The organism is Paenalicyclobacillus ferrooxydans (genome assembly GCF_001399675.1).
GTDB lineage: Bacteria > Bacillota > Bacilli > Alicyclobacillales > Alicyclobacillaceae > Alicyclobacillus_B > Alicyclobacillus_B ferrooxydans.
The window spans coordinates 68288-91595 of the sequence record NZ_LJCO01000082.1; the positions used below are offsets into that span (position 1 = coordinate 68288).

At 53.6% G+C, this 23308-nt stretch carries 19 protein-coding genes and 1 riboswitch; of the genes, 17 read left to right on the forward strand and 2 right to left on the reverse strand.

Translation table 11 applies throughout. From position 1 onward, the window contains the following. The first annotated feature begins 12 nt into the window (after window positions 1-12). From AN477_RS23965 to AN477_RS19220, 6 genes are all read left to right on the forward strand, one after another. Complete coding sequence (locus AN477_RS23965; protein ID WP_083486480.1) at window positions 13-1779, forward strand: 3-hydroxyacyl-CoA dehydrogenase NAD-binding domain-containing protein; 1767 nt, start codon at window positions 13-15, stop codon at window positions 1777-1779. A 23-nt stretch (window positions 1780-1802) separates the two neighbouring features. Further along, the gene (locus AN477_RS19200) at window positions 1803-2891 is read left to right on the forward strand and encodes a Glu/Leu/Phe/Val family dehydrogenase (protein ID WP_054970794.1); all 1089 of its coding nucleotides are present in this window, start codon (window positions 1803-1805) and stop codon (window positions 2889-2891) included. 7 nt (window positions 2892-2898) lie between these two features. Then, the gene (gene pdhA, locus AN477_RS19205; protein ID WP_245631898.1) at window positions 2899-4032 is read left to right on the forward strand and encodes a pyruvate dehydrogenase (acetyl-transferring) E1 component subunit alpha; all 1134 of its coding nucleotides are present in this window, start codon (window positions 2899-2901) and stop codon (window positions 4030-4032) included. Further along, the gene (locus AN477_RS19210; protein ID WP_054970795.1) at window positions 4029-5009 is read left to right on the forward strand and encodes an alpha-ketoacid dehydrogenase subunit beta; all 981 of its coding nucleotides are present in this window, start codon (window positions 4029-4031) and stop codon (window positions 5007-5009) included. The genes pdhA and AN477_RS19210 overlap by 4 nt, the downstream gene beginning before the upstream one ends. Window positions 5010-5025: 16 nt before the next feature. Then, the gene (locus tag AN477_RS19215; RefSeq protein WP_054970796.1) at window positions 5026-6459 is read left to right on the forward strand and encodes a dihydrolipoamide acetyltransferase family protein; all 1434 of its coding nucleotides are present in this window, start codon (window positions 5026-5028) and stop codon (window positions 6457-6459) included. Window positions 6460-6521: 62 nt separating this feature from the next. Next, window positions 6522-6830: a YerC/YecD family TrpR-related protein gene (locus tag AN477_RS19220; RefSeq protein WP_054970825.1), complete on the forward strand. Its 309-nt coding sequence runs from the start codon at window positions 6522-6524 to the stop codon at window positions 6828-6830. Between the two features lie 27 nt (window positions 6831-6857). Here AN477_RS19220 and AN477_RS19225 read toward each other — a convergent pair whose 3' ends face one another. Continuing rightward, complete coding sequence (locus tag AN477_RS19225; protein WP_054970797.1) at window positions 6858-8036, reverse strand: cation:proton antiporter; 1179 nt, start codon at window positions 8034-8036, stop codon at window positions 6858-6860. A gap of 127 nt (window positions 8037-8163) precedes the next feature. On the opposite strand from AN477_RS19225, the gene AN477_RS19230 reads away from it, so the two are divergent. Both AN477_RS19230 and codY read left to right on the forward strand, forming a co-directional pair. Then, window positions 8164-8823, forward strand: a complete 660-nt coding sequence (locus AN477_RS19230; protein ID WP_054970798.1) for a class I SAM-dependent methyltransferase — start codon at window positions 8164-8166, stop codon at window positions 8821-8823. Window positions 8824-8986: 163 nt separating this feature from the next. Then, window positions 8987-9769 (forward strand): GTP-sensing pleiotropic transcriptional regulator CodY, encoded by a 783-nt coding sequence (gene codY / locus AN477_RS19235; protein ID WP_054970799.1) that lies wholly within the window; start codon window positions 8987-8989, stop codon window positions 9767-9769. A gap of 162 nt (window positions 9770-9931) precedes the next feature. Here the strand turns inward: codY and AN477_RS19240 are convergent, their stop codons facing one another. Beyond that, on the reverse strand, window positions 9932-11332 hold the full coding sequence (locus AN477_RS19240; RefSeq protein WP_054970800.1) for a dipeptidase: 1401 nt from the start codon (window positions 11330-11332) through the stop codon (window positions 9932-9934). A 308-nt stretch (window positions 11333-11640) separates the two neighbouring features. On the opposite strand from AN477_RS19240, the gene AN477_RS19245 reads away from it, so the two are divergent. The 9 genes from AN477_RS19245 (at window position 11641) to AN477_RS19290 (ending at window position 23261) form a co-directional block, all read left to right on the forward strand. Next, window positions 11641-12939: an Nramp family divalent metal transporter gene (locus AN477_RS19245; protein WP_054970801.1), complete on the forward strand. Its 1299-nt coding sequence runs from the start codon at window positions 11641-11643 to the stop codon at window positions 12937-12939. 256 nt (window positions 12940-13195) lie between these two features. Then, entirely contained in the window at window positions 13196-14071 is an 876-nt protein-coding gene (gene epsC / locus AN477_RS19250; RefSeq protein WP_054970802.1) for a serine O-acetyltransferase EpsC, read from the forward strand. 169 nt (window positions 14072-14240) lie between these two features. After that, window positions 14241-14381, forward strand: a riboswitch (FMN riboswitch). A gap of 146 nt (window positions 14382-14527) precedes the next feature. Beyond that, window positions 14528-15730 (forward strand): bifunctional diaminohydroxyphosphoribosylaminopyrimidine deaminase/5-amino-6-(5-phosphoribosylamino)uracil reductase RibD, encoded by a 1203-nt coding sequence (ribD, locus tag AN477_RS19260; protein WP_054970804.1) that lies wholly within the window; start codon window positions 14528-14530, stop codon window positions 15728-15730. A 7-nt stretch (window positions 15731-15737) separates the two neighbouring features. After that, on the forward strand, window positions 15738-16406 hold the full coding sequence (locus AN477_RS19265; protein ID WP_054970805.1) for a riboflavin synthase: 669 nt from the start codon (window positions 15738-15740) through the stop codon (window positions 16404-16406). A 59-nt stretch (window positions 16407-16465) separates the two neighbouring features. Next, entirely contained in the window at window positions 16466-17656 is a 1191-nt protein-coding gene (locus tag AN477_RS19270) for a bifunctional 3,4-dihydroxy-2-butanone-4-phosphate synthase/GTP cyclohydrolase II (RefSeq protein ID WP_054970806.1), read from the forward strand. Window positions 17657-17712: 56 nt separating this feature from the next. Continuing rightward, a complete protein-coding gene (gene ribH / locus AN477_RS19275) occupies window positions 17713-18183 on the forward strand; it encodes a 6,7-dimethyl-8-ribityllumazine synthase (RefSeq protein WP_054970807.1) in 471 nt (156 codons plus the stop codon). 162 nt (window positions 18184-18345) lie between these two features. Next, window positions 18346-20340, forward strand: coding sequence for a WD40/YVTN/BNR-like repeat-containing protein (locus AN477_RS19280; protein ID WP_054970808.1), 1995 nt, complete (start codon window positions 18346-18348; stop codon window positions 20338-20340). Window positions 20341-20536: 196 nt separating this feature from the next. Beyond that, on the forward strand, window positions 20537-21892 hold the full coding sequence (locus AN477_RS19285) for an MFS transporter (protein ID WP_054970809.1): 1356 nt from the start codon (window positions 20537-20539) through the stop codon (window positions 21890-21892). Next, on the forward strand, window positions 21870-23261 hold the full coding sequence (locus AN477_RS19290) for an MFS transporter (protein ID WP_054970810.1): 1392 nt from the start codon (window positions 21870-21872) through the stop codon (window positions 23259-23261). The genes AN477_RS19285 and AN477_RS19290 overlap by 23 nt, the downstream gene beginning before the upstream one ends. Window positions 23262-23308 lie beyond the last annotated feature (47 nt).

The following is a 23308-nucleotide window of genomic DNA, read 5'->3' on the forward strand; positions in this document are numbered from 1 at the left end:
CGGAGGCTTCTCATGGAACAGAACAACAGTACCCGCGTTGGCGTTGTCGGTGCTGGGACGATGGGGGCAGGGATTGCCCTCGTTGCACTCACGGCTGGTTACAGCGTCAGTCTCTGCGATGTTCAAGAGCAGGTATTGGAGCGGGCGAAGGCGTACATCGAAAAGCATCTTCTGCGTTTCGTCACGAAGGGGCGGATGTCGAAACAGGAGTCCATGGCTTGCATGGAGCGTTTGCACATTGCAACCGCGATGTCGCCGGCCCTTGACGAGGCCAAGCTGGTCATCGAGGCAGTTCCCGAGAACCTGGACTTGAAGCGCAAGGTACTTGGACAAATTGACCAAACGTGCCCTGCTGATGCTATTTTGGCAACCAATACATCGTCGATTTCGATCACGGTGTTAGCCGCCAAACTAGCTCGGCCCGAACGGGTGATTGGACTTCATTTCTTCAACCCGGCTCCTGTCATGAAGCTCGTTGAGATTGTCATTGGCGAGGATACAGCACAAGATGTCCTCGAACAGACTGCTCAGTTTGCCGGGACACTCGGGAAACAGGTGATTGTCTGCAAGGATACACCGGGATTCGTCGTCAACCGGATCGCACGAAACTTTTATGGAGAGTCCCTGAAAATCGTTGGTGAGGGCGCAGCAGATATCCATTTGGTAGATGAATTGGTGGAGCGCGTTGCAGGCTTTAGGATGGGCCCATTCGCTTTGATGGACTTGATTGGCATCGACGTCAACTTTGATGTTACACAGTCTGTTTATCACGCTTATCATCAAGAGGTGCGCTTTCGTCCGCATCTGTTGCAGGAGAAGAAGGTTCTGTCCGGTCATTTGGGGCGGAAAACGGGGAGAGGGTTTTACAGCTACCAGGCGGACGGGACGATGATTAAGTCGAGTTCAAACAGGAAGTTAACGGGCGAACCGGCAGCAGCCGAACTCGAAAGGGATGCACAGGAACGATTGGGGCGTGGATTGTGGAACCAGATTGCGGCCCCTGTTGTGATCGGCGATACCTTACTCGCGATACGTTTGCAGGAGAAAATTCAAACAACGTATCATACGAGTGACAGCGGTATCGTATTCGATCACCCGCCGCGTTCTGCAACACCGGATGAGGCGGTGGAACGCCTGGCCGCAATTCGTAGCTATTTGGTTGAGAAACAACCTGAGGTCGTGCTTGTGAGTACTGCAGGCTCCGAGGAATTTCACCGTGAGCTGCTCGCGGCTATCGAGGATGCTGTAGCAAAAGACACAGTCATTCTGTCATCCCTTGCGGGTCCGTCTGCGAGTCAACAGGCAAGCTGGCTTTTGCATCCGGAACGTTTGCGAGGATACTCTATTGTCTTGCCAAACGAGGGTGCAGCAGAGTGGAGCTGCCCAGTTCAGGCACTGCCGACGAGATGCCTCAAGGCTTCGGGGGATTTGGTCAGACAAAGCGATGTGGCTGTCAGTGAACTCGCAACTGGGGTGCTTGCGGCTCTGGGGTATCATCCGATGGAGGTTCAAGATGGACCTGGCGGTATTTCAATGCGCATTTTGTTGATGATTTTAAACGAGGCGTACGAGGTCATGCATGAAGGAACCGCGGGAGCCGCAGACGTCGATCTCGGGATGAAACTGGGCACGAACTATCCGTTTGGACCGGTAGAATGGACCGAGGCCATCGGTGCAGTGAGCGTTTGGTATACCCTGCAGAGCGTGTTGGCAGAAACCAGTGACCCTCGTTACCGCGTGTCGCGGGGGTTGCAATGTAAAGTCTGGGAAGTGCTGTGACAAACAACAAGGAGGTCTTTGCAATGGGGATTTTCGACGAGATGGCAAAGTACGGACATGAACAGGTGATCTTCTGCCAGAATCGGGCGACAGGACTTAAATCTATTATCGCTATCCACGACACTACAGCCGGTCCTGCACTCGGCGGTTGCCGAATGAGGCCCTATGAAAACGAAGAAGAAATGCTGTTTGATGTACTTCGCCTATCTCGCGGAATGACGTACAAGTGTGCGATTGCCGACGTCGATAACGGGGGCGGCAAATGCGTCATTTGGGGAGACCCGGCAACGGATAAGACACCGGAGCTGTTTCGTGCGCTTGGTCGATTTGTCGACGGTCTTGGTGGACGGTTCTATACGGGGACAGACGTCGGAACGTACCCCAATGATTTTGTGCAAGCGAAGCGTGAAACCCCTTACATTGTGGGTGTCCCGGTTGAATACGGCGGCAGCGGGGATTCTTCCGTTCCTACGGCCCACGGTGTCATGCAGGGCATTCGGGCAAGCGCGATGGAGTTGTGGGGCAACACCAATCTGAAAGGGAAAATTTTCGCCGTTCAGGGACTCGGTAAAGTCGGCTCCAAAGTGGTCAAGTCGCTCGCAGACGAGGGTGCCATTCTGGTTGTCACCGATGTCGTGCCATCCAACATTGAACAGGTGATTGAAATCGCACCGGAGGCGGCAATTGTGCGCCCCGAAACGATTTTTGAAGTTCAGTGTGACATGTTTATTCCGTGCGCACTCGGCGCTGTCTTAAATGACCACACCATACCGAAGTTGAAATCGAAGGCGATTGTCGGTTCGGCAAACAACCAACTGCTCGATGAAGAAAAACACGGAAGAATGCTGAAGGATCTGGGCATCTTGTACGCGCCTGACTATCTGGTCAATGCAGGGGGATTGATTCAGGTCGCGGACGAACTGCTCGGGGCGAATCACGACCGGGTGATTGCAAAGACAACGTCGATTTACGACATTTTGCTGCAGGTTTATCAAATCGCCAAAGAACGGGATATACCGACCAGTCTGGCGGCGAATCAGCTTGTCGAGGACCGCTTGAAGCTGATTGCCGAGGTCAAGCAAATTCGAGGTTCAGTTCGACAGGGAGCGTGAGGAAACGGTGCATGACGAGTCGCCGCACTTTGCAGATGCAGTCATAACGACACAAACAGGCGTAGATACTGCAAAGGAAACTCAATCACTCGGGCCCTTTGATATCCCTGCGACAATCGAAAAGCCAGAAGACGTTCAGGACGAACTGCTGATTGAAATCTATCGACAGATGGCACTGCTGCGCGAGTTTGACAGGCGTTCCGTTCGGCTGCAGCGGGCGGGGCGCATCGGTACCTATCCGCCTCTTGAAGGCCAGGAGGCTTGCCAGGTGGCCAGCACACTGGCTCTGCGCAAAGCTGACTACGTTGTGCCCACATACCGCGATTACGGAGCGATGATGGTGCATGGCATGCCCATGGAGCACATCCTCATGTACTGGAATGGACGGCCTGAAGGTGCAGTGATTCCACAAGACGTCCATGTGTTTCCGCTTGCAGTGCCGATTGCCACACAGCTTCCACATGCAGCCGGTCTTGCTTGGGCGGCAAAGTTACAGGGGAGAGATGAGGTGAGTCTCGCCTTTTTCGGGGACGGGGCCAGTTCAGAAGGCGACTTTCATGAAGCCATGAACTTCGCAGCGGTGTTCAAGCTTCCGGTGGTCTTCTTTTGCCAAAACAACCAGTACGCCATCAGTGTTCCGTTGTCCCGCCAAACTGCAACGGAAACGATTGCGGAAAAGGCTGCAGCTTACGGAGTCACAGGGGTACGGATTCCAGGTTGGGATGCGGTTGCCGTGTACCGTGCAGTTCGTGATGCTGTGGTCCGCGCCTCCAGAGGTGAGGGGCCCACTTTGATTGAGGCCTTGACCTACCGCTACGGGCCGCATACTACTTCGGATGATCCAACAAAATACCGTCCGCTGAGCGAGGCAGAATCGTGGCGCGAACGGGATCCCGTTGAAACACTCCGTCAAGACCTCAATCGCTACAGGTTGTGGGATGATGCTAAAGAGGCTGAGCTGCAGGAATGGATTCATGAAACGATTCAGGCAGCCTTGGCAAAGATGGAGTCTCTCGGCCCCGTCAATCCACTTGAGCTGTTCGACCACGTTTATGCCAAACTGCCGAGCCACCTTGAACGGGCGAAGGCTGAATTTCTGACGGAGCTCTCGCACGAGCAGACTAAGGGGGACGCACAATGACAGAGATGACGCTTGTTCAAGCGGTGAACGATGCGTTGCGGACCGCCTTACAGAGTGATGACCGAGTGATTCTGCTCGGCGAGGACATCGGTAAAAATGGGGGCGTGTTTCGCGCCACGGAAGGACTGCAGGCCCGATTTGGTGAACAGCGCGTGGTCGACACACCACTTGCAGAGGCTGGTATTATTGGTACATCGGTTGGTTTGGCGGCTGGAGGGATGAAACCCATTCCGGAGATTCAATTTATGGGGTTTATCTATCCAGGTTTCGAACAGATTGTCTCACACGTGGCGCGTTTACGGATGCGTTCACGCAGCCGATTCACTGCTCCGATGGTCATCCGAGTTCCATATGGGGGACGCATTCGGGCACCGGAACTGCACTCCGAGTCGACGGAGACATTCTTTGCACATACGCCGGGCTTAACTGTTGTGACCCCGTCAAACCCGTATGATGCGAAGGGGTTGCTCCTCTCTGCCGTCCAGTCTGACGATCCGGTGATCTTCCTCGAGCCGATGCACATTTACAGGTCGTTCCGCCAGAGCGTCCCTGAGGAACCGTATATCGTTCCCATCGGATCGGCACAGATTGTGAAACCGGGACGTGACGTCACAGTCATCACTTGGGGTGCAATGGTGCGTGATGTCTTGGATGCCACAGCGAAGGTCGAAGCGACCCGCGGCATTGAGGTCGAGGTCATTGACCTGAGAACGCTGGCTCCATGGGATGAGGAGACCGTTTTCGCTTCTGTCAACAAGACGGGCCGAGCCGTCATCGTCCACGAGGCTGTGTTAAACTTGGGGCTTGGCGCCGAACTTGCGGCGCGGATCAGTGAAGAGTGTGTGCTTCAATTGGAAGCACCCGTGACGCGGGTGGGCGGCTTAAATGTTCCGGTCCCACTGTTTCAACTGGAAGACCTGCATGCTCCGACTCACGCACGCATACAGCGTGGAATTGATAAAGTTTTGGATTTCTGATTGGGAGGGTACCCGAGTGGCAACGGTGGAGTTTCGCCTGCCTGATGTCGGCGAAGGCATACATGAAGCGGAAATTGTTAGATGGCTGGTTCAGGAAGGGGAACGCGTCTCGGAATTGGAGCCCATCGTGGAGGTCCAGACAGACAAGGCGCTGGTCGAACTTCCTGCTCCATCATCGGGATTTATTGGAGAGATTCGAGCAACCCCCGGAGCGATTGTCCGTGTCGGCGAAGTCGTGGTAACGATTGAGACCACGCGCCAGAGTCGTGGTAACAGTGGAAGCGCACAAGGCATGCAGAGAGATGGCTTCCTCGAAGGCTCAGCTCAGCGAGCTGGTCAAACGAGAGCGGGACACCCAACCTCTGAGATGAGTCCTGACTTATCTCCTGCAGATGAGGCGCAAAAACCGAATCATCGGCCGAAAGCGACTCCTGGCGTGCGTCACTACGCCAGAGAAAAAGGCGTAGACTTGGTACATGTTCAGGGAACCGGCCCCGATGGGCGAATCCTTAAACAAGACATCGACGATGCAACGAAGGTTGTCATCCAACGTGAAGACGGCAGAATTGTCCGGCGGCGAACACTGGATACGGAAGAAGGCACCGGATCACTCTTGTGGACGGCGGTTAGACAGGCAGAAAAGGAGCGCCAGCGACAGCAGCGGATGCAGGAGCCGACAGACCAGGATGACGACTCCGTCAAGAAGCCCATATTGCCGAAGAGTCGTCAGTACGATGAGCCAACACGCACACCGACTCGGATCCCGTTCCGCGGCGTTCGGCGTGCTACGGCTGAGCAAGTGAAGCGGTCTGCGTTTACGGTTCCGCATGTCACCGCCTTTGATGAATGCGACGCGACGGAGCTGGTGCGACTGCGTACGAGGTGGAACCAGGCACTCGAGGCAGAGGGCCAACGGGTCAGCTATATGCCGTTTCTCGTCAAGGCCACTGTATCTGCGCTGAAGGCTTTTCCGTACTTCAATGCCCGTCTGAACGAAGAAGCACAGGAGATAGAACTGTTGCCCGATTACCACATGGGAATTGCCGTCGATACCAAAGATGGGTTGTTTGTTCCCGTACTTCGTCACGCAGACCGATTAACCATCCAGGAGATTGGCGAAGAAATCTATCGATTGTCTTCCGGAGCTCGCAGTCGGACGCTCACAGCGGAGGACCTTCGGGGGAGCACATTCTCTCTGACGAACATGGGACCGCTTGGCAGCCTGTTTGCAACGCCCATCATCAACTTTCCAGAGGTCGCAATTCTGGCAGTCCATCAGATTCAGCGGAAGCCTGTTGCAATTAACGAGGAGGTCGTGATTCGAGACGTCCTCACCTTATCCCTGTCCTTTGACCACCGAGTGATTGACGGTGCAACTGCTGTTCGTTTTCTGAACCACATGAAGCGGTTGATTGAGGACCCCGAACGATTGATGCTGGAATTGAAGTAACTTGGGTGGTAGGATGCAGTGTGGACGTTGTCCTCATTTCAGAGATAAGGACCGGTGAGCTTATGCCGCTCGACAAACTGCGTGATGAGTCAGTAGAACGCCTATTTCAGGCTGTTCTTGCGCTCGAGAGTGTTGACGAAGCTTACTGCTTCTTTGATGACTTGTGCACCATTGGCGAAATCAAATCGCTCGCACAGCGTCTGGAAGTTGCGCGAATGTTACGAAAGGGCTACACTTATCACCAGATTGAGGCAGAAACTGGTGCCAGCACTGCGACCATCAGCAGGGTCAAGCGGTGCCTGCATTACGGATCCGATGGATACACGACAGTCCTCGATAGAATTGATGAGGGTAACAGCGAATCCCGCTAGGCTGCGTCCGGTGTAGTGTGACTTCGACTAGGCTGTGGATCTGTGCAGTGTGACAAACAGGATTGGTGCCACGAGGCACGTCGCGACTGCAACAATGATGATGGCTTCTGACAGGAATTCTGGCAAGGCACCAATTCGAACCCCGATGTCTGCAGCAGCGACAATCAAGCTCAGACGAGCGGACAACAGAAATCCGCCGGCTAAGGCGTTGTTCCTCCCAAAGTACCTTTTGAATAAGAAGGACGGGACGAGTTTAACGACAAACGCAATGACGAGCAATAGCGGCACCCAGATGAGCGAACTGGGTTGTCGCAGGACTGCAGTGTCAAAATTGAGGCCTACGGAGATGAAGAACACCGGGATCAGAAATCCGTAGCCGATACCATGACTGTATTCGCGTAATCGCTCCTTGTATGCAAAGGGGATTGCAGCAACCAGGATTCCAACCAAAAAGCTCCCGAGTATCGGTTCTGAACCACTAAATTCCGCAATGGCGCAGAAGGCGGCTAAGAGTGCCACTACCGCGCGCATGCGGTTTTGCACGTCTCCTGCGAAATTTCGGAGAAATGGAAATCTGCGGATAAGGCGGAGAACCGGGTAAGTAGCCATTGCGATTGGTATCAGGAACAGGGCTGTGATAAAGTCTAGCAGTGTCCCTGAAGTCCTGGCGCTGATGAATAGAGTAATCAGCAGCATCGTGCACAGGTCTGCAAGCAGTGCGTAAAGCAAGAGAACTTGTCCAAACTCTGTATGAAGGACATCCGTTTCCTCAAGGATTGGCAAAATGATGCCTAGAGATGTAGTAGAAAACAGCAGGGTCAGCATCCAAGGGTTGACGTGACCGGGGGCCAAGAAGGCGACGACCAATGAGATGGCATAGGACAAGAGCAGTGTGACGAGAAAAGCCATGCTGGCGACGGTTAGGGGATTGAAAGACGCCCCGCGCCAGGAGTCCGGCCGGAGTACGGACACGTCGACCTCAAGGCCTGACAAGAACATCAGGAACAATAGGCCGAAATCACCGAGTTCCGTCAGCCACCGCATCTCTTCGTCGCCAAGATGGATCACACCCATGTGTAACAGCACGCCAAACAACAGATAACCGACAGCGGTAGGCAACCGGAGAAGCGGGATTCGGCTGAGGAGCGCTGTAAACACGAAGGACGCACTGAGCACGAGAAGGAACATTTCGATTGTATTGTTCATCACACACCTCCTCTGCTCTGTGTCTGTTTGGCGTGGGCCCGGGGAGTGTACAGGCTCTACTGATATATCTATGAGCTCCGGAGGACAGGTATGAGTAGCTCTGGCGGCTTTGAGGGGGCAGAAGTCAATGGTCAACAATGCGGTCGATTTTTTCGATCGGGTCGGGCAGACGGATTGGCAGCAAAGTCTGCAGCGGACGCTTGTCCACTGGATTGGCATCCATCCGAGGCACGACGTGTTGGACGTTGGGTGCGGCGCTGGGCATTTTGTGATTTTGCTGGCACAGCGGGCAGGGTTTGTGACAGGCGTCGACGTATCCGAAGAAATGGTGAACCGGGCAAGCAGAAATGTGTCTGATTACGGTGTGGACAATGCGGCTATTGTCCCGGGGCGAATCCAGCAGCTTCCGTTTCCGGCCGACCGCTTTGACATTGTGACGTGCCTTCACCTGCTCTTTATGTACGACGATCCGTCACCGCTTGTGGGTGAACTCCTTCGGGTTTGCAAGCCGGGTGGACAGGTTGTTCTGCTCGAACCGTCTTCTAAGCTCAATCCTTGGTCCGCGCAAACTTACTGCGCTCAAAACAAGTTGTATGACTTCGAACGCGACAGTCTGTTGTCCTTCGCTACTGCAGCGGCCAGATACCGTCGAAACAACGCTGCAGCGATGGAACAAGCGGTGCATTCTTCTGGTGTGGTGCGCGTCGATACGTCTGAGGCACTGGACGGACTCGCTTCGCTCATCCGACTGGAAAAGCCGATGGTTGACGCGAAAATTGTCGGATGAACGATGTTTTTTGTCATTTTTTCTCGAAATGATGTGTGAAGTTGTTACGAAATGTTTAAAATTAAGGTGTAGTAATCAGAATGTTATGTGGTAGAGTAACTGTTGGAGTTTCGGTCCAGAGACTCTCAAACGGTTAAATCGTGTGTGTTAGGAGAATGCTAACGTGAAACTTCTCGACAAAGTCCAAGAATTGGGACAAATCCTGCGGAGCTCAAATAATCAGGTCGATTTTCATGACGTCGCTGAGTTCCTGAGTCGAGTTATGTCCTGTAATGTCTACATCGTCGGCCGTAAAGGAAAGATTCTCGGTTACGCAGTGCATGAACACGCCCTGACCGAAGAATGGTTGAACATCATGACCAAGGAGCAACGCTTCCCTGGCGACTTCAACAAAAATCTCCTGAGAATTGAACAGACCGTTTCAAATCTCGATGATAAAACACCATTTTATGTGTTTTCACCGGAGGAAAACGAGTCTTTCCGCTCCAAGTACATCAGCGTTGCACCTGTGATTGCATCGCGTGAACGCCAAGGTACGCTCGTTTTTGCACGTTCCTCAAACCCGTTTGAGGATGAAGACCTGGTACTGGCAGAATACAGTGCTACCATCGTCGCACTGGAAGTCGTACATGCCAGACAACAACGCAAAGAAGAAGAATCTCGCCAGCGTGCACTCGCTCATCTCGCAGTGGAGTCGCTCAGCTTCTCGGAGCTTCAGGCAGCGAAGTACCTGATGGATGCTGTCGGAGAGTCCGCAGATGGCATTGTCGTCAGCAGCCAGATTGCAGATGACCACGGCGTGACACGTTCCGTCATTGTCAACAGCATTCGGAAGCTGGAGAGTGCAGGCACCATTGAAAGCCGCTCACTTGGCATGAAGGGCACGCACCTGCGGATTTTGAACCCGTATGTGGAAGAGGAAATTACGCGTCAGTTTGAGCGCTAATGATTTGACGCCGTTATCGAGTCGACCGTCGATAACTTAACGGAGGAACAGCCGAAGGTAAGAAAATCCGATTCGGAAGTACAAAGCCGCCCAGGGACTGATGGTCTCTGGACGGCTTTTCAGTTGCTGTGGACTATTCAGTTGCTGTGGACTGAAGGGTACTTATTCTGATTTGGCGGCCTGCCCGCTTTGCAAGGCTTCTTCCAAGCCGAGCCAATAATAGCATAGTGCGCGCAGCCCTTTGTCAAAGTTATCAAGCGTAAAGTGTTCATTTGGTGCATGGAAGTTTTCGGTGTCGAGGCCAAATCCCATTAAAACAACAGGGATATCCAGCACGCCGGCGAAGGCTTCCACAATTGGGATGGACCCTCCCATGCGCGTGAAAGCGGCAGCAGTTCCGTACGCCTTGGCGTACGCTTTGGACGCGAGCTGAATCGTTGGGTGATCAAACGGTGTGACATACGGTTTCCCGGTATCTTGGAGTGTCACTTCAACACGAATACCCAAAGGTGCATTGTCTTTCAGGTGTTGTTGAATCTTGCGCTGGATATCGACTGGATCTTGATTTGGGACGAGACGGCACGTGATTTTTGCGTGCGCGGAGTTTGGGATGACGGTCTTTGTCCCTTCCCCTTGAAAGCCTCCGTACACCCCGTTCAGTTCCAGTGTCGGGCGAACCCATTGGCGTTCAAGAGTGGTGTACCCGGCTTCTCCGAACAACTCTGGAAGACCTAGACTGTCCGCCAGCTTCGCGTCGTCTGGTGCGAGTTTGGCAAATGCGTCCTGTTCCTCCTGTGAAATGGCTTCCACATCATCGTAAAATCCCTTTACCTGAATGACTCCGGACTTGTCATGCAAAGATGCCAGCAATTCCACCATCGCATGCAGCGGGTTCTGGATCGAACCACCGTATAGCCCCGAGTGCAGGTCACCCTTGGCACCGTACAGGTCAACTTGCAGCGCGGCCAGACCGCGCAGCCCATAGCATACCGAGGGTCGGTTCGGTCCGAGTATAGTGGTGTCAGAGATAACCAGTACGTCGGCTGCAAACAAGTCTTTGTGATCATTGAGCACTGAAGGCAAGTTGGGACTCCCAATCTCCTCTTCGCCTTCAATACATAATTTCACGTTTACAGGCAAGCTGCCTGTGGTTTTCATGAGGGCCTCAAAGGACTTCAGATGCATAAAGACTTGCCCTTTGTCGTCACTGGCCCCGCGCGCATAGATTTTGCCGTCGCGAATGGTTGGTTCGAACGGAGGCGTTTCCCAAAGGTGCAACGGATCGACAGGCTGCACGTCGTAGTGACCATACACCAGCACGGTAGGTTTACCTTCTGCATGCAGCCAATCTGCGTAAAGCACAGGGTGCCTTGCGGTTTGGAGCAGCTGTATGTTCTCGAATCCGATGGTTCGTGCCAATTCGGCCAAGTGCTCTGCGCAGCGAACAACGTCAACGGCGTGTTCAGAGAGTGTGCTGATACTTGGAAAACGAAGCAGAGTGGTTAATTCGTCGAGATGTTCTGCACGATGGTTATGTAGGTACGCGTCAAAATCCTGGTTCATCGATCACCCTTCCTTTCTAACCGCATTATAGCAGAACCTGCCTTCGATTCTTGAACTGTTACACGCCTTGGAATACAGGTACCGCTCCCCCAAAACAGCGATATCTCCCCTGAGAACAGCGTCAATGGATACACACCTCGCGGAAGTTTTCAAATACTGGGGATTCACTTTCGGTGGGATACAGCATATAATATAGACAGAAAGTTTCCTGCGGGAAACATATTGTCACACTGGAAACATTCTTGTGGGTGGGAAACACGTGAAGCACCCAGAGCTTTTATACAAAACGAGGGAGAGGAGGAAAGGTGATGAACGACGTAGCGGTTCCACAATCCGAACTTGGAAAACAGTCTCGTGCGGCTTGGGCAGGACAACAAGCCGTTTTAGGAAAGCGACGCGGTTTGCGTGCGTTGCTTCCGTTTATTGGACCTTCGCTGATTGCAGCTATCGCCTACGTCGATCCGGGAAACTACGCAACGAACATCCAAAGCGGCTCAGAGTTTGGCTACCGCATGCTGTGGGTCGTTGTGCTTGCGAACCTGATGGCAGCGGTCATGCAGACCCTCTCCGCGAAGCTTGGTATCGCCACAGGGCGCAATCTTCCTGAACTTTGCCGGGAATACCTGCCAAAGTGGCTCAGTGTAGTGATGTGGATCATCTCTGAAATTGCAGCGATGGCGACAGATCTGGCTGAGTTTTTAGGTGCCAGTCTCGGGTTAAATCTCCTCTTCCATATCCCGCTTTTGGCAGCCACATTGGTGACAGGTGTCGTGACGTACGTAATCCTGATGCTGGAACGATTTGGATTTCGTCCCCTTGAGATTTTTATCGGGGTTCTTCTTGGCGTGATTGCCGTGTCGTATTTGCTGGAGACGATTTTGTCAAGGCCGTCGTTTGCAGCCGTGGCGAGTCACATGGTGGTTCCCTGGCTGGGCGGAAAAGACAGCGTGATGTTGATGGTGGGAATCATCGGAGCTACCGTTATGCCGCACGCCATTTACCTGCACTCGGGGCTTACTCAGAGGCGGATTGTGCCACAAAATGAGGAACAGGCGAAGCGCATTTATCATTTTGAACGGTTAGATGTCATCATCGCGATGACACTGGCAGGTCTCGTCAATCTTGCGATGATGTACATGGCTGCTGCCGTCTTCAACACATCCGGCCACACCCAGGTTGCCGATATCTCATCTGCTTATCACACACTGGAACCGCTTCTCGGGCCAGCAGCTGCAGCAATCTTTCTCGTTTCACTGCTTGCGTCAGGTGTTTCAAGCTCTGCGGTTGGCACCATGGCCGGACAGGTCATTATGCAAGGGTTTGTCGGTTTTTCCATCCCGATTTGGGTCCGACGGATTGTGACCATGATCCCGACCATCGTTATCGTTTGGCTCGGGGTCGATCCGATGCAGACGCTTGTGCTCAGCCAGGTTGTATTAAGTTTTGCATTACCGGCACCCATCATTGCGTTGGTCTGGTTTACGCGTAACCAAAAGCTGATGGGCAAGCTTGTCAATCGTCCATGGGTCACGTGGCTCGCAGGCGCCATCTCAGCGTTGATCCTGTCTCTCAACATCGTCTACCTCGTGGTCAGCTTCGGGGCGTAAGTGAGGTCCAGGCAGGTAAGAGGAACAGGCAAAGACGGCTCGTGTTATCTTGGACGGCTCAGGCCGGTTTGGTTGTTGCGGTGTTTGTAGGCGCTCGAGAGCAGATTTGGTCATTGTTCAATCAATACCTGTCGTGATAAGCTATATAGCATACCGTGGTAAACATGCGTCGGCCAGCAATTGCATAGGTCGACGCTTCTCTGTTATGGATTCTGATACTGATTGATAAATGCTGGGAGGAAGGTGTAACAGCCGAGTGAAGACGAGATCAGACATTGCCGCAGAACTGGAGCGGCAAAGCGCAGAGTGGTTTCAGGGGAGGACTTGCCACCCCGAGCCAGAGCAGATTGAGAACGTCGTCAAACGGATTCAGCAGGTACTGCTGCCGAATTACTTTCGGCCATCGGAGTCCTCCGAGATCTGCGAATGTGTAAATCAATTATATGAACTCTTGTCAGAGCAAATTCACAGAGCTACATTTCGCCGCTGCCCGCACTTGTACGGAACACCAGAGTCATTGGGTTACTCACAGGCTCAAGCAGATGCGATTTTGCAAAAGCTTCCCGAATTGCAGTTGATGATGCGTGAGGACGTGCTGGAGACATTCCACAGCGATCCTGCAGCGACTGGCTATGACGAGATCATCCTGACCTATCCAGGCTTGCTGGCGCTGTTAGTCTATCGTACGGCTCATGTCATGTACGAAATGGATATTCCATTATTGCCTAGAATGCTGACGGAATACGCTCATCAGAAGACAGGAATCGATATTCACCCAGGCGCACGTCTAGGGCGCGGTGTTATGATTGATCACGGCACTGGCATTGTCATCGGTGAAACGGCGGTGGTCGGCAATCACGTCAAGATTTACCAAGGAGTGACTTTAGGTGCACTCTACTTCCCGCGTGATGAAGACGGTGCAATGGTTCGCAAAACAAAACGACACCCAACAGTTGAAGATGGCGTTGTGCTTTACGCCCACGCAACGGTGCTCGGTGGAGATACCGTCATTGGTCACGATAGCGTCATCGGCAGCAATGCCTGGGTGACCGAAAGCGTTCCACCGTATGCCAAGGTACGCTACCAGACGGAGACAATCGTCCGCGTCGGCAGTGGACAGTCAAACGGCTAAGGGCTAAGGGCTAAGGGCTAAGGGCTAAGGGCTAAGGGCTAAGGGCTAAGGGCTAAGGGCTAAGGGCTAAGGGCTAAGGGCTAAGGGCTAAGGGCTAAGGGCTAAGGGCTAAGGGCTTCGTGCTTGACCAAATCCTGGTTCGAGGCATATCATGGGTTACAAATTGAAAATTTTCCTTCGGGGCAGGGTGAGGCCGAGTGCCAATTCCCGATCGGTGGTGACGCGAACAACTGCGAAGTCCACGAGCCGAAAGGCAGGAACTGGTGAGATTCCAGTACCGACGGTATAGTCCGGATAGAAGAAGGAAGCCATTTGAGCAAGACCATGCTGCAAAGCCACGTGGTGTTTTTCCATTGTGGTTGCGATAGTGTGTGATTGGTTTTGCCGCTGGACATTCTGCCCCTCCCGTATGGAGGGGCTTTTTTGCTACATCATGGCCGGCCGGGAGGCAGCAATGTGACTGAAGATGAACGTTATATGAAACTGGCACTTCAACTGGCGGAGCTCGGTCGGGGCCAGACCTCGCCAAATCCGCTGGTTGGAGCCGTGATTGTGAAAGACGGAGTGATTATTGGCCAAGGAGCCCACTTGAAGGCCGGCGGCCCGCACGCAGAAGTGCATGCTCTGCGCATGGCTGGTGAGGCCGCTCGGGACAGCACGATTTACGTGACGCTCGAACCTTGCAGTCATCACGGTCGAACTCCGCCTTGCGCAGATGCCATCGTCGAAGCGGGTATTCAGCGTGTGGTGTACGCCGCACAAGATCCCAATCCGGCTGTCAGCGGCCAAGGTGCAGCTCGCTTACGAGAAGCGGGGGTCGAGGTGGTACAAGGTGTACTGGCTTCTGAGGCACACAAACAAAACGAGGCGTTTTGGGTGTGGGTAACTGAGGAGCGGCCTTTCGTGGTATGGAAGTGTGCGGCTACGCTCGATGGTTACATCGCAGCGGATAGTGGGCACAGTACCTATGTAACCAGTGACGAAGCCCGCGCATCCGTCCAGAGACTCCGACGTGATGTGGCAGCAATTGCCGTTGGCGTCAAAACTGTCATTGAAGACAACCCAAGGCTCACCGTCCGAGGGCCCTCGCTTGCTGCGGAAGCGATGCTGACTGGGGTTGTAAACAAAGCTTCATTCGCTGACCTCGAAACCACACAAGGGTATCGACAACCTGTCAGAGTCGTGTTCGACTCGAAACTGCGGACTCCCATCACCAGTGCACTTCTTGGGGAAGCTGGAAAAACGCTGATTTATACAACGCATTACGGTTACGACAGTGCCGGGACGGAATACGTTTCAGGACTCACACGGGCGGGTGCAGTCGTTATTCCTGTGATGGCTGACGAAGCCGATCACGTTTACCTGCCAGAGGCGTTACGAGACATGGCGAAACAGGGGATTTCCAGCCTTCTTGTCGAGGGAGGGTCAACACTTGTGGCTTCGTTTCTCGAGGAACGCTTGGTGGACAAGGTTCTCTATTATCTTGCTCCAAAATTCCTGCGCAGTGGAATTCGCGCTACAAAAGGCAGACGGACAGAACGGATGCTTGATGCACTCAATTTAGACAAAGTGAGTTATGAGCAAGTTGGACCGGACATCCTCGTGACCGGATATCCACGGTTTGAGGAGAAACCGCGCTGGTGGCTCGGGGGGGTATAAGGCGACGATGTTTACGGGCCTCGTTGAAGAAATCGGACAGGTGATACGCGTCAGCGCTGCTGCCCATGGTGCCCATTTTGAAGTCCGTGCGAACAAAGTCTTGGACAACGTACAACTGGGCGACAGTATATCCGTCAACGGTGCATGCTTGACGGTTGTCAGCTATACGAACCACTCCTTTACGGTTGATGCAGTTCCCGAAACTCTGCGGAGAACCACGCTCGGGCGCTTGGCAGCCGGAGATGAAGTCAACTTGGAACGGGCGCTGCGCCTTGGAGATAGACTTGGGGGACATATCGTCTCAGGACATATTGACGGCGTTGGTGTCATTTCCCAAACAGCCGGTGAGGGGCTTGCAACGGTGCTCACCGTGCAAGCAGCGGATGAGGTGCTGCGTTATATCGCGGACAAAGGATCCATCTGTATCAACGGTGTCAGTTTAACCGTGATGGAAGTCGATGCAGCATCGTTTTCGGTGTCTGTCATTCCGCACACCGGCACAGTTACGACGTTATTAAAACTACACGTTGGCGACCGGGTCAACCTTGAAATCGATGTCTTGGCTAAATATGTGGAGCGGCTGCTTGGTGCGGGCCTCAGTCCAATTGAAACCGCGGACAGTCGAACAAAGGAACGTGTGACACTCGATATGTTAAGAGACAACGGCTTCGCCTAAAAGCTCGCTCGTGCTCTGGGCGAAAGGCGTTGGCCGTCTGGACAGAAAGAAGGGACAACATGTTGCATCCGATTGCTGATGCACTCGAAGATTTGAAACAAGGCAAGGTCGTTATTGTCGTGGATGATGAAGACCGCGAGAATGAAGGAGACTTCGTGGCTCTCGGAACCATGGCCGATGCAGCCGTCATCAATTTCATGATCACCCATGGCAGAGGTCTGCTCTGCATGCCGATCACACCGGATCGGGCAGAACGCCTAGGCCTGTCTGACATGGTTCAGCGCAACACCGACAACTACGGAACCGCCTTTACGGTGTCTATCGATCACGCTGCAACACACACAGGCATCTCTGCGTTTGAACGTGCACAGACCGTTGCACAAGTGATCCGCGAAGACACGGGACCAAATGATTTTCGAAAGCCTGGTCATATGTTCCCGCTGATTGCGAAAGATGGTGGTGTTTTGCGGCGAGCGGGGCATACGGAGGCCGCAGTCGATTTGGCCAGGTTGTGTAACGCACCTCCCGTTGGCGTGATTTGCGAGATCCTGAATGAAGACGGAACTATGGCGCGCCTTCCGCAGCTGGAACAAATCGCAGAGAAGCATGACTTGAAAATTATCACGATTAAAGACTTGATTGCGTATCGGAAGGAATCGGAGGTCCTAATTGAGCGTCAGGCAGAAGCCAAACTGCCGACTGCATTCGGAGATTTTCGGGCGATTGTGTTCACGAATCGCCTGGATGACAAGGAGCATGTGGCGTTGGTTAAGGGCGAGATCGATGGTGATCCGACTCTGGTGCGTGTACATTCTGAGTGTCTTACGGGAGACGCGTTTGGGTCCCTGCGCTGTGACTGCGGACCGCAGCTCCACGCTGCACTGCGCCAAATCAGCGAGGAGGGTAAAGGCGTACTGCTTTACCTTCGACAGGAAGGACGCGGTATCGGATTGTTAAACAAAATCCGCGCGTATGCGTTACAGGATGAAGGCGCAGACACAGTCGAGGCAAATCAGCGGCTCGGATTTGCACCGGATCTCCGGGACTATGGGATTGGTGCACAAATTCTGTACAACGTCGGAGTACGAAAGATGCGGCTGTTGACGAACAACCCGCGCAAGGTGACAGGCATTGAGGGACATGGTCTGCAGGTGGTAGAACGGGTGCCGCTTGAAGTGGACAGAAACCCCTATAATGAGCAGTACCTGCTGACAAAGAAAGAGAAAATGGGACACATCCTATCTTTCTAAAACAGCGACAAGCACGACATAAAAACAACGTGAAGTTGAAGGGACGGACAACCAGCATGGGAACGCGCAACCTCGAAGGTCATCTGATTGGTCAAGGATTGAAAATGGGTATTGTCGTCGGACGTTTTAACGAGTTTATTACCGGAAAACTGTTGACCGGGGCAATTGATGCGCTGGTCCGCCACGGCGTTGTCGAAGAGGATATCACGGTTGCATGGGTGCCGGGAGCATTTGAAATCCCGTTTGCAGCCAAGAAGATGGCAGCTTCCGGAGCTTATGACGCAGTCATCACACTCGGGGCCGTTATCCGGGGCTCCACCCCGCACTTTGACTACGTGGCCAGTGAAGTAGCGAAGGGCGTCGCGAACATCAGCCTGACCAGCGACACCCCAACCATCTTTGGTGTACTTACAACAGACAGCATCGAACAGGCCATTGAACGTGCAGGTACGAAGGCAGGGAACAAGGGCTGGGATGCTGCCGTTACGGCCATTGAGATGGCAAACCTGGTCCGGGTGCTCGGATAAGGGCTCAGATAACGGATTGTAACGTTTCGTTCCTGCGATACGTCAACTGGTTATGACCTTACGCTGTAAGCTTGTTGCATGCCACGCTGGCGGCATCTGGTTTTGGCCCTTTGGAGATGCGTGGTCGATGGTTGAACGTTTTTTGTCAGGAGGATCTCACAAGTGAAACGAAAAGATGGGTACTCACATAGTCGCCTGAGCCCTGCCAGAAGCCTGTTTATAGCTGGTGCCGTTGTTGCAACGCTGTCCATGGTTGCGGGCTGCGGAGTGAGCCCTGCGTCACATCCGGGCCATCAGGCACACAGCCAGGCGAATCACGGCTCAAACAACGCAAACTCTCTTGGCACAACGAAAAGTTCCGTGAGCAATTCGGGTGCCTCGGGTCAGCAGGTTGCACTGAGCAACCAGGGTGAAGGTGCGAATCAGACTGGATCTGCAAATGCAAGTGCAGAGGGCAGTGGAACCGCTGGCAACGGGGCTTCAAATATATCTACGCTAGGCACGACATCGAATACGACGAGTGGATCAAACCTCGGACAGGCCAGTAACGGCACGGTTCAAGTCCGGCAGACTCCGCTGTCTGCTTTGAGTGCCTACTCGTCGCAGGTTGTGCCGTCGTTCTCGCCAAGCAGTCTGCAGTTCGTCGATACGACACATGGATTTCTCGCTGGTGGGGGCTACGTATATGGGACTGCCGACGGGGGCCGCAGCTTTCAACAACTGTACCACTTCACGGGGCAGGTTCTGAAGGTTGACTTTCTATCTCCGACAACAGGGTTCGCGCTGGTTGCCTCTGGAGCCAACGCAACCGGCGCGCCAACGGGACTGCAATTGTTTAAAACAATGAACGGTGGGACAAAATGGTCACCTTTGACACCTGCCTCAAGCAGCCCGTTTGCAAACCTGGATTTAGGGCAGCGAATTTACTTGCACTTCACTGATGCCCAAAATGGCACAATCTCTTTTTCCAGAACCGCACAGGAGACGGCTCAAGGGACATCAAAGGTCCCCGCAACCATCCTGGTGACAAAGGATGGCGGGGTGAGTTGGACCCAACTTCCCGCTCCGACTCAAGCCGAAGCGGTTGCATACGCGGACCCCTTGCATGGTGTTGCACTTGTGAGCAACAAGACAGGGTTTTCGGTGGAGTGGACCAACGATGGGGGGCAGAGTTGGTCAGTGGTGTACCAGAAGTCGTTTGGCTTTCAGGTCACAGGGCAGGTCTGGATGACGAGTGCATCGACGGCCTATGTACAGATTGACGGCGGATACGGAATGACACAGCAATCATACACTTTAATCCGTACGGGTGATTCCGGACAGACATGGAATACGCTCATTGCGAGTGCAACCGGCGGCGGAGGACCAGCACCGGGGGTTCCGGACGCTGGTGCATCTACGGCGGGACCCGGTTTGATACCTGGTGCGCTTGATGTCTTATCAGGAACAAAAGCCGTGCTGCCAGGTGCAGCAATTCCGGAAGGACCGTCCGGCCTTGTCTATGTGGGGGAAACAGAGGACGGCATTCACTGGCAAAACAGCCCAGAGAAGATGCCTGGCCAAAACGGTATGGTTTCCTTCGTAAACCCGAATACAGGGTGGTTGGTAACCAGCACCGATGGACAGTTTGGTGACGTGTTTCAGACGACCGACGGCGGTGCGTCCTGGCAGTTTTGTTATCAGTTTGTATTCGGGCAGAGTGCAGTGCAAAGCGGTCGTGTTACTCCGCTGACCTATTCTGAGACACAGTTGCAACAGATTTACGCTGTAGCGAAGGCTGATGCTGTCTCCTTATACCTGCCAACCGCAGGGCTGGACAATGAGCAGTTCTCAATTGTGAAGACGAACGGCGACGGTTCTGTAGGCCTGGTGTACAACCATATTTGGGTCATCGAATCGAATCAGCCAATACCGCAGCCAACCGGCGGGTCACCGGTTGCCTCCTTTGACGAACAGTTGGCGAACGGATCCGTCGCGCATTACAGTGAGATGTACAATACAGACGGGCAGTTGAATAAGTTTCTCTATTTTAAAGTCGGCAACACTTATATCTCCATAACATATTTACAACAGAATTCACCGTATAGTGACCGAGAGTTTGTCCAAATCGCCGATTCATTCTCACTCCTGCAGGCGTCCGGGGGAAGCACCTCGTAACAGGACCGCATCATGACGAAGTGTTGAGTTGTGCACCACAGTACCGAACATGACAAACTGCCCCAATGCAGTTCTAGAGAGGACCACTTTGTGCTCCATTTCGTTCATCATGACTACGGACGGCCTTAAAAAGTCATGACGTGCGCGGGTTCTATACTTTGCTCTTGAGATCTGTTGTTGAGATAGGAATGTTGGCATGAGCCTGTGGAACCACAAAGACTTTCTGAAACTGTGGACTGGTCAGACTGTCTCCGAAATCGGATCGCGAATCACTCGGGACGGCATCCCGCTGGCCGCGGTCTTGTTGCTTGGAGCATCACCCATGACGATGAGTCTGATAAGGTTGGCAGCATTTCTGCCAGTATCGCTTGTCGGTTTGTTCGTTGGCGTTTGGGTAGATCGATTACAACGGCGTCCACTGATGATTTTTGCGGATGTCAGCCGGGCAGTCCTCCTCGCAACGATTCCCGTCAGTGCATTCTTTCACAACTTACATATCTGGCTGTTGATCGTAGTATCGGCTGTCACAGGGTTATTGACACTGCTGTTTGATGTGTCCTATCAAGCCTATGTGCCTTGGCTTGTTGATCGCGATCATGTTCAAGAAGGGAATACGAAGCTCGGCATCACGTCGTCTGCAGCTGAAGTGATTGGCCCTGGTCTGACAGGCTTTCTGGTTCAAGGCTTAACAGCCCCGATTGCGATTTTGTTTGACGCGGTCTCATATATCGTCTCGGCTGTTTCCGTCATGACAATCAGAGCCAAGGAGCCTCTTTTTCGTTTGGGTCGGACGACCCGTCAAGAAATGTCTCAGGACCTCCTCGCCGTGGCAGCTTCGAAAGCGTCGGAGGCATTGGCGGATGGAGTGGGCTTGGAAGATTCGGAGGTGCGGGCCGACGGGCGAACCGAGGATTGGCGGAGAGAGGTCCGCGAAGGCATTCAGGTTATCCGGACCAGTCCTCACCTCAGGGCACTGGCAGGTGCAGCTGTGACCGTTGGCTTTGCCAGCAGCCTGATGGGTGTTCTCTATACGCTATACGCCATTAAAACGCTTGGATTGACTCCCTGGTTGTTCGGCGTGACGGTGACGATGGGCGGCATCGGATCGCTCATCGGAGCATCTTTGTCTGGGTCGTTGGTGAAACGGTTTGGATACGGTCGCATCATTGTCCTGATGTTGTTTTTATACGGACTTTGTTCGTTGTTCATCCCGTTCGCTGAGGGACCGCTGTGGCGATCCGTCGTTTTTCTCATGGCTGCGCAACTGTTTGGGGATTGGGCCGGGGTCATCTATGAAATCCTCGATATGACGCTGCGCCAGCATGTAGCATCAGATGACGTGCTTGGTCGTCTCAATGCGACCATTCGTGTGCTGGAGGTTGCGTTAACGGCTGTGGGAGCTCTCCTTGCAGGCTGGCTAGGCGAGTTGGTTGGCCTTCGATTAACGATGGGACTTGCTGCCACTGGAATGATTCTGTCGACATTTTGGTTAGTATTTTCGCCGATCCGACGAATGAAGGAGCTGCCCGATGACGCTGCGCAAAAATCATGACTTTCTTCGCCTCTGGATTGGACAAAGTGTGTCGGAGATTGGTTCTCGCATCTCTCGCGAGGGGATCCCGATGGGGGCCGTGCTAATGATGGGAATTACTCCTCTCACGATGAGCGGGCTCAGCCTTGCAACCCAGCTGCCTGCGTCAATCCTCGGCCTGTTTGTCGGGGTGTGGGTCGACAGACTTGCTAGACGGCCATTGATGATTGCGGCAGACCTCATTCGGGCGGCGCTCTTGATTTTAATTCCCGCGGCCACACTGGCAGGCATCTTGCACTTGTGGATGTTCTTTGTGGTAGCGGCACTTTCCGGGATTCTTACACTCTTGTTCGACGTGTCATATCAGGCGTACCTGCCGTGGCTGATTGATAGAAGCAATCTGGCAGAAGGAAACACCAAACTTGGCATCACGGGATCTGCGGCTGAAGTGATTGGCCCAGGGCTGGCAGGCATTCTCGTACAGGCCCTGACGGTTCCGTTCGCAATTCTGTTTGATGCATTGTCATACCTGTTTTCTGCCATGATGTTATGGCGCATCGGGAAGCGGGAGACAGAAAATGGCCGCTTGGCAGGCGAGGCTCCAGGAAATCGCTGCGGGACGGGCGAGGGTTCACGAAATTGCCGCGGGGCAGGCGAAGGCGAGGGTTCACGAAATGGCTGCGGGACGGGCGAAGGCGAGGGTTCAAACGTGCAACTTGTCAGCGATGACGAAGTGCTCAACGGACCCTCCTGGCACAAAGAGTTGATGGAAGGACTCAGGGCTGTTCGCAACAATCGGATCCTGTTGGCCTTCGCGGGTGTAACGGCCACGATGGGCTTCGCAAGCAGTGCCATGTTTGTCCTTGACACGCTTTACGCACTGAAGAACCTCGGACTGTCTCCACTTTTGTTCGGGTTGACCGTTACAATGGGCGGGGTTGGGTCGCTCATTGGAGCCGCGATTGCGAATCGGATGACTCGTGCGCTTGGTATTGGGCCAACGTTGTTGTTGACTCTGTTTTTAAATGGGTTTGCCGGAGTATTTTGGGTGATGGCAGGCGGTTCTGTCTGGCGATCGACGCTGCTGTTACTTGCGGCGCAGTTGCTTGGAGATACAAGCGGTATGGTCTACAGCATCCTCGAGACGACTGTGCGACAGACGCTGGTACCGGACGCCCTCCTCGGACGCGTGAACGCGACGATTCGCGTGATGGATGTTGGGTTGACGGCCATCGGATCGCTGGTGGCAGGTATTTTTGGAGAATGGTTTGGAATTCGAGACGTGATGATCTTTGCCGTGATTGGCATGGTGCTGACAACCCTGTGGCTCGTCTTGTCTCCGGTCCGAAGACTGCGTTCTGTGCAGGATACCCAATTGAGAAGACCGTGAGTGAAGCCGACGTGCCCCAGGGGACTGTTCTCGTGGCGGGATGATGA

Bases quoted from the DNA above. Each gene is read 5' to 3' on its own strand.
- AN477_RS19240 (WP_054970800.1), bottom strand. From the start codon at position 11,332: ATGAACCAGGATTTTGACGCGTACCTACATAACCATCGTGCAGAACAT.
- AN477_RS19265 (WP_054970805.1), top strand. From the start codon at position 15,738: ATGTTTACGGGCCTCGTTGAAGAAATCGGACAGGTGATACGCGTCAGC.
- AN477_RS23965 (WP_083486480.1), top strand. From the start codon at position 13: ATGGAACAGAACAACAGTACCCGCGTTGGCGTTGTCGGTGCTGGGACG.
- AN477_RS19285 (WP_054970809.1), top strand. From the start codon at position 20,537: ATGAGCCTGTGGAACCACAAAGACTTTCTGAAACTGTGGACTGGTCAG.
- AN477_RS19200 (WP_054970794.1), top strand. From the start codon at position 1,803: ATGGGGATTTTCGACGAGATGGCAAAGTACGGACATGAACAGGTGATC.
- AN477_RS19210 (WP_054970795.1), top strand. From the start codon at position 4,029: ATGACAGAGATGACGCTTGTTCAAGCGGTGAACGATGCGTTGCGGACC.
- ribH (WP_054970807.1), top strand. From the start codon at position 17,713: ATGGGAACGCGCAACCTCGAAGGTCATCTGATTGGTCAAGGATTGAAA.
- AN477_RS19225 (WP_054970797.1), bottom strand. From the start codon at position 8,036: ATGAACAATACAATCGAAATGTTCCTTCTCGTGCTCAGTGCGTCCTTC.
- AN477_RS19290 (WP_054970810.1), top strand. From the start codon at position 21,870: ATGACGCTGCGCAAAAATCATGACTTTCTTCGCCTCTGGATTGGACAA.
- AN477_RS19230 (WP_054970798.1), top strand. From the start codon at position 8,164: ATGGTCAACAATGCGGTCGATTTTTTCGATCGGGTCGGGCAGACGGAT.
- AN477_RS19245 (WP_054970801.1), top strand. From the start codon at position 11,641: ATGAACGACGTAGCGGTTCCACAATCCGAACTTGGAAAACAGTCTCGT.
- AN477_RS19220 (WP_054970825.1), top strand. From the start codon at position 6,522: ATGCCGCTCGACAAACTGCGTGATGAGTCAGTAGAACGCCTATTTCAG.
- AN477_RS19270 (WP_054970806.1), top strand. From the start codon at position 16,466: ATGTTGCATCCGATTGCTGATGCACTCGAAGATTTGAAACAAGGCAAG.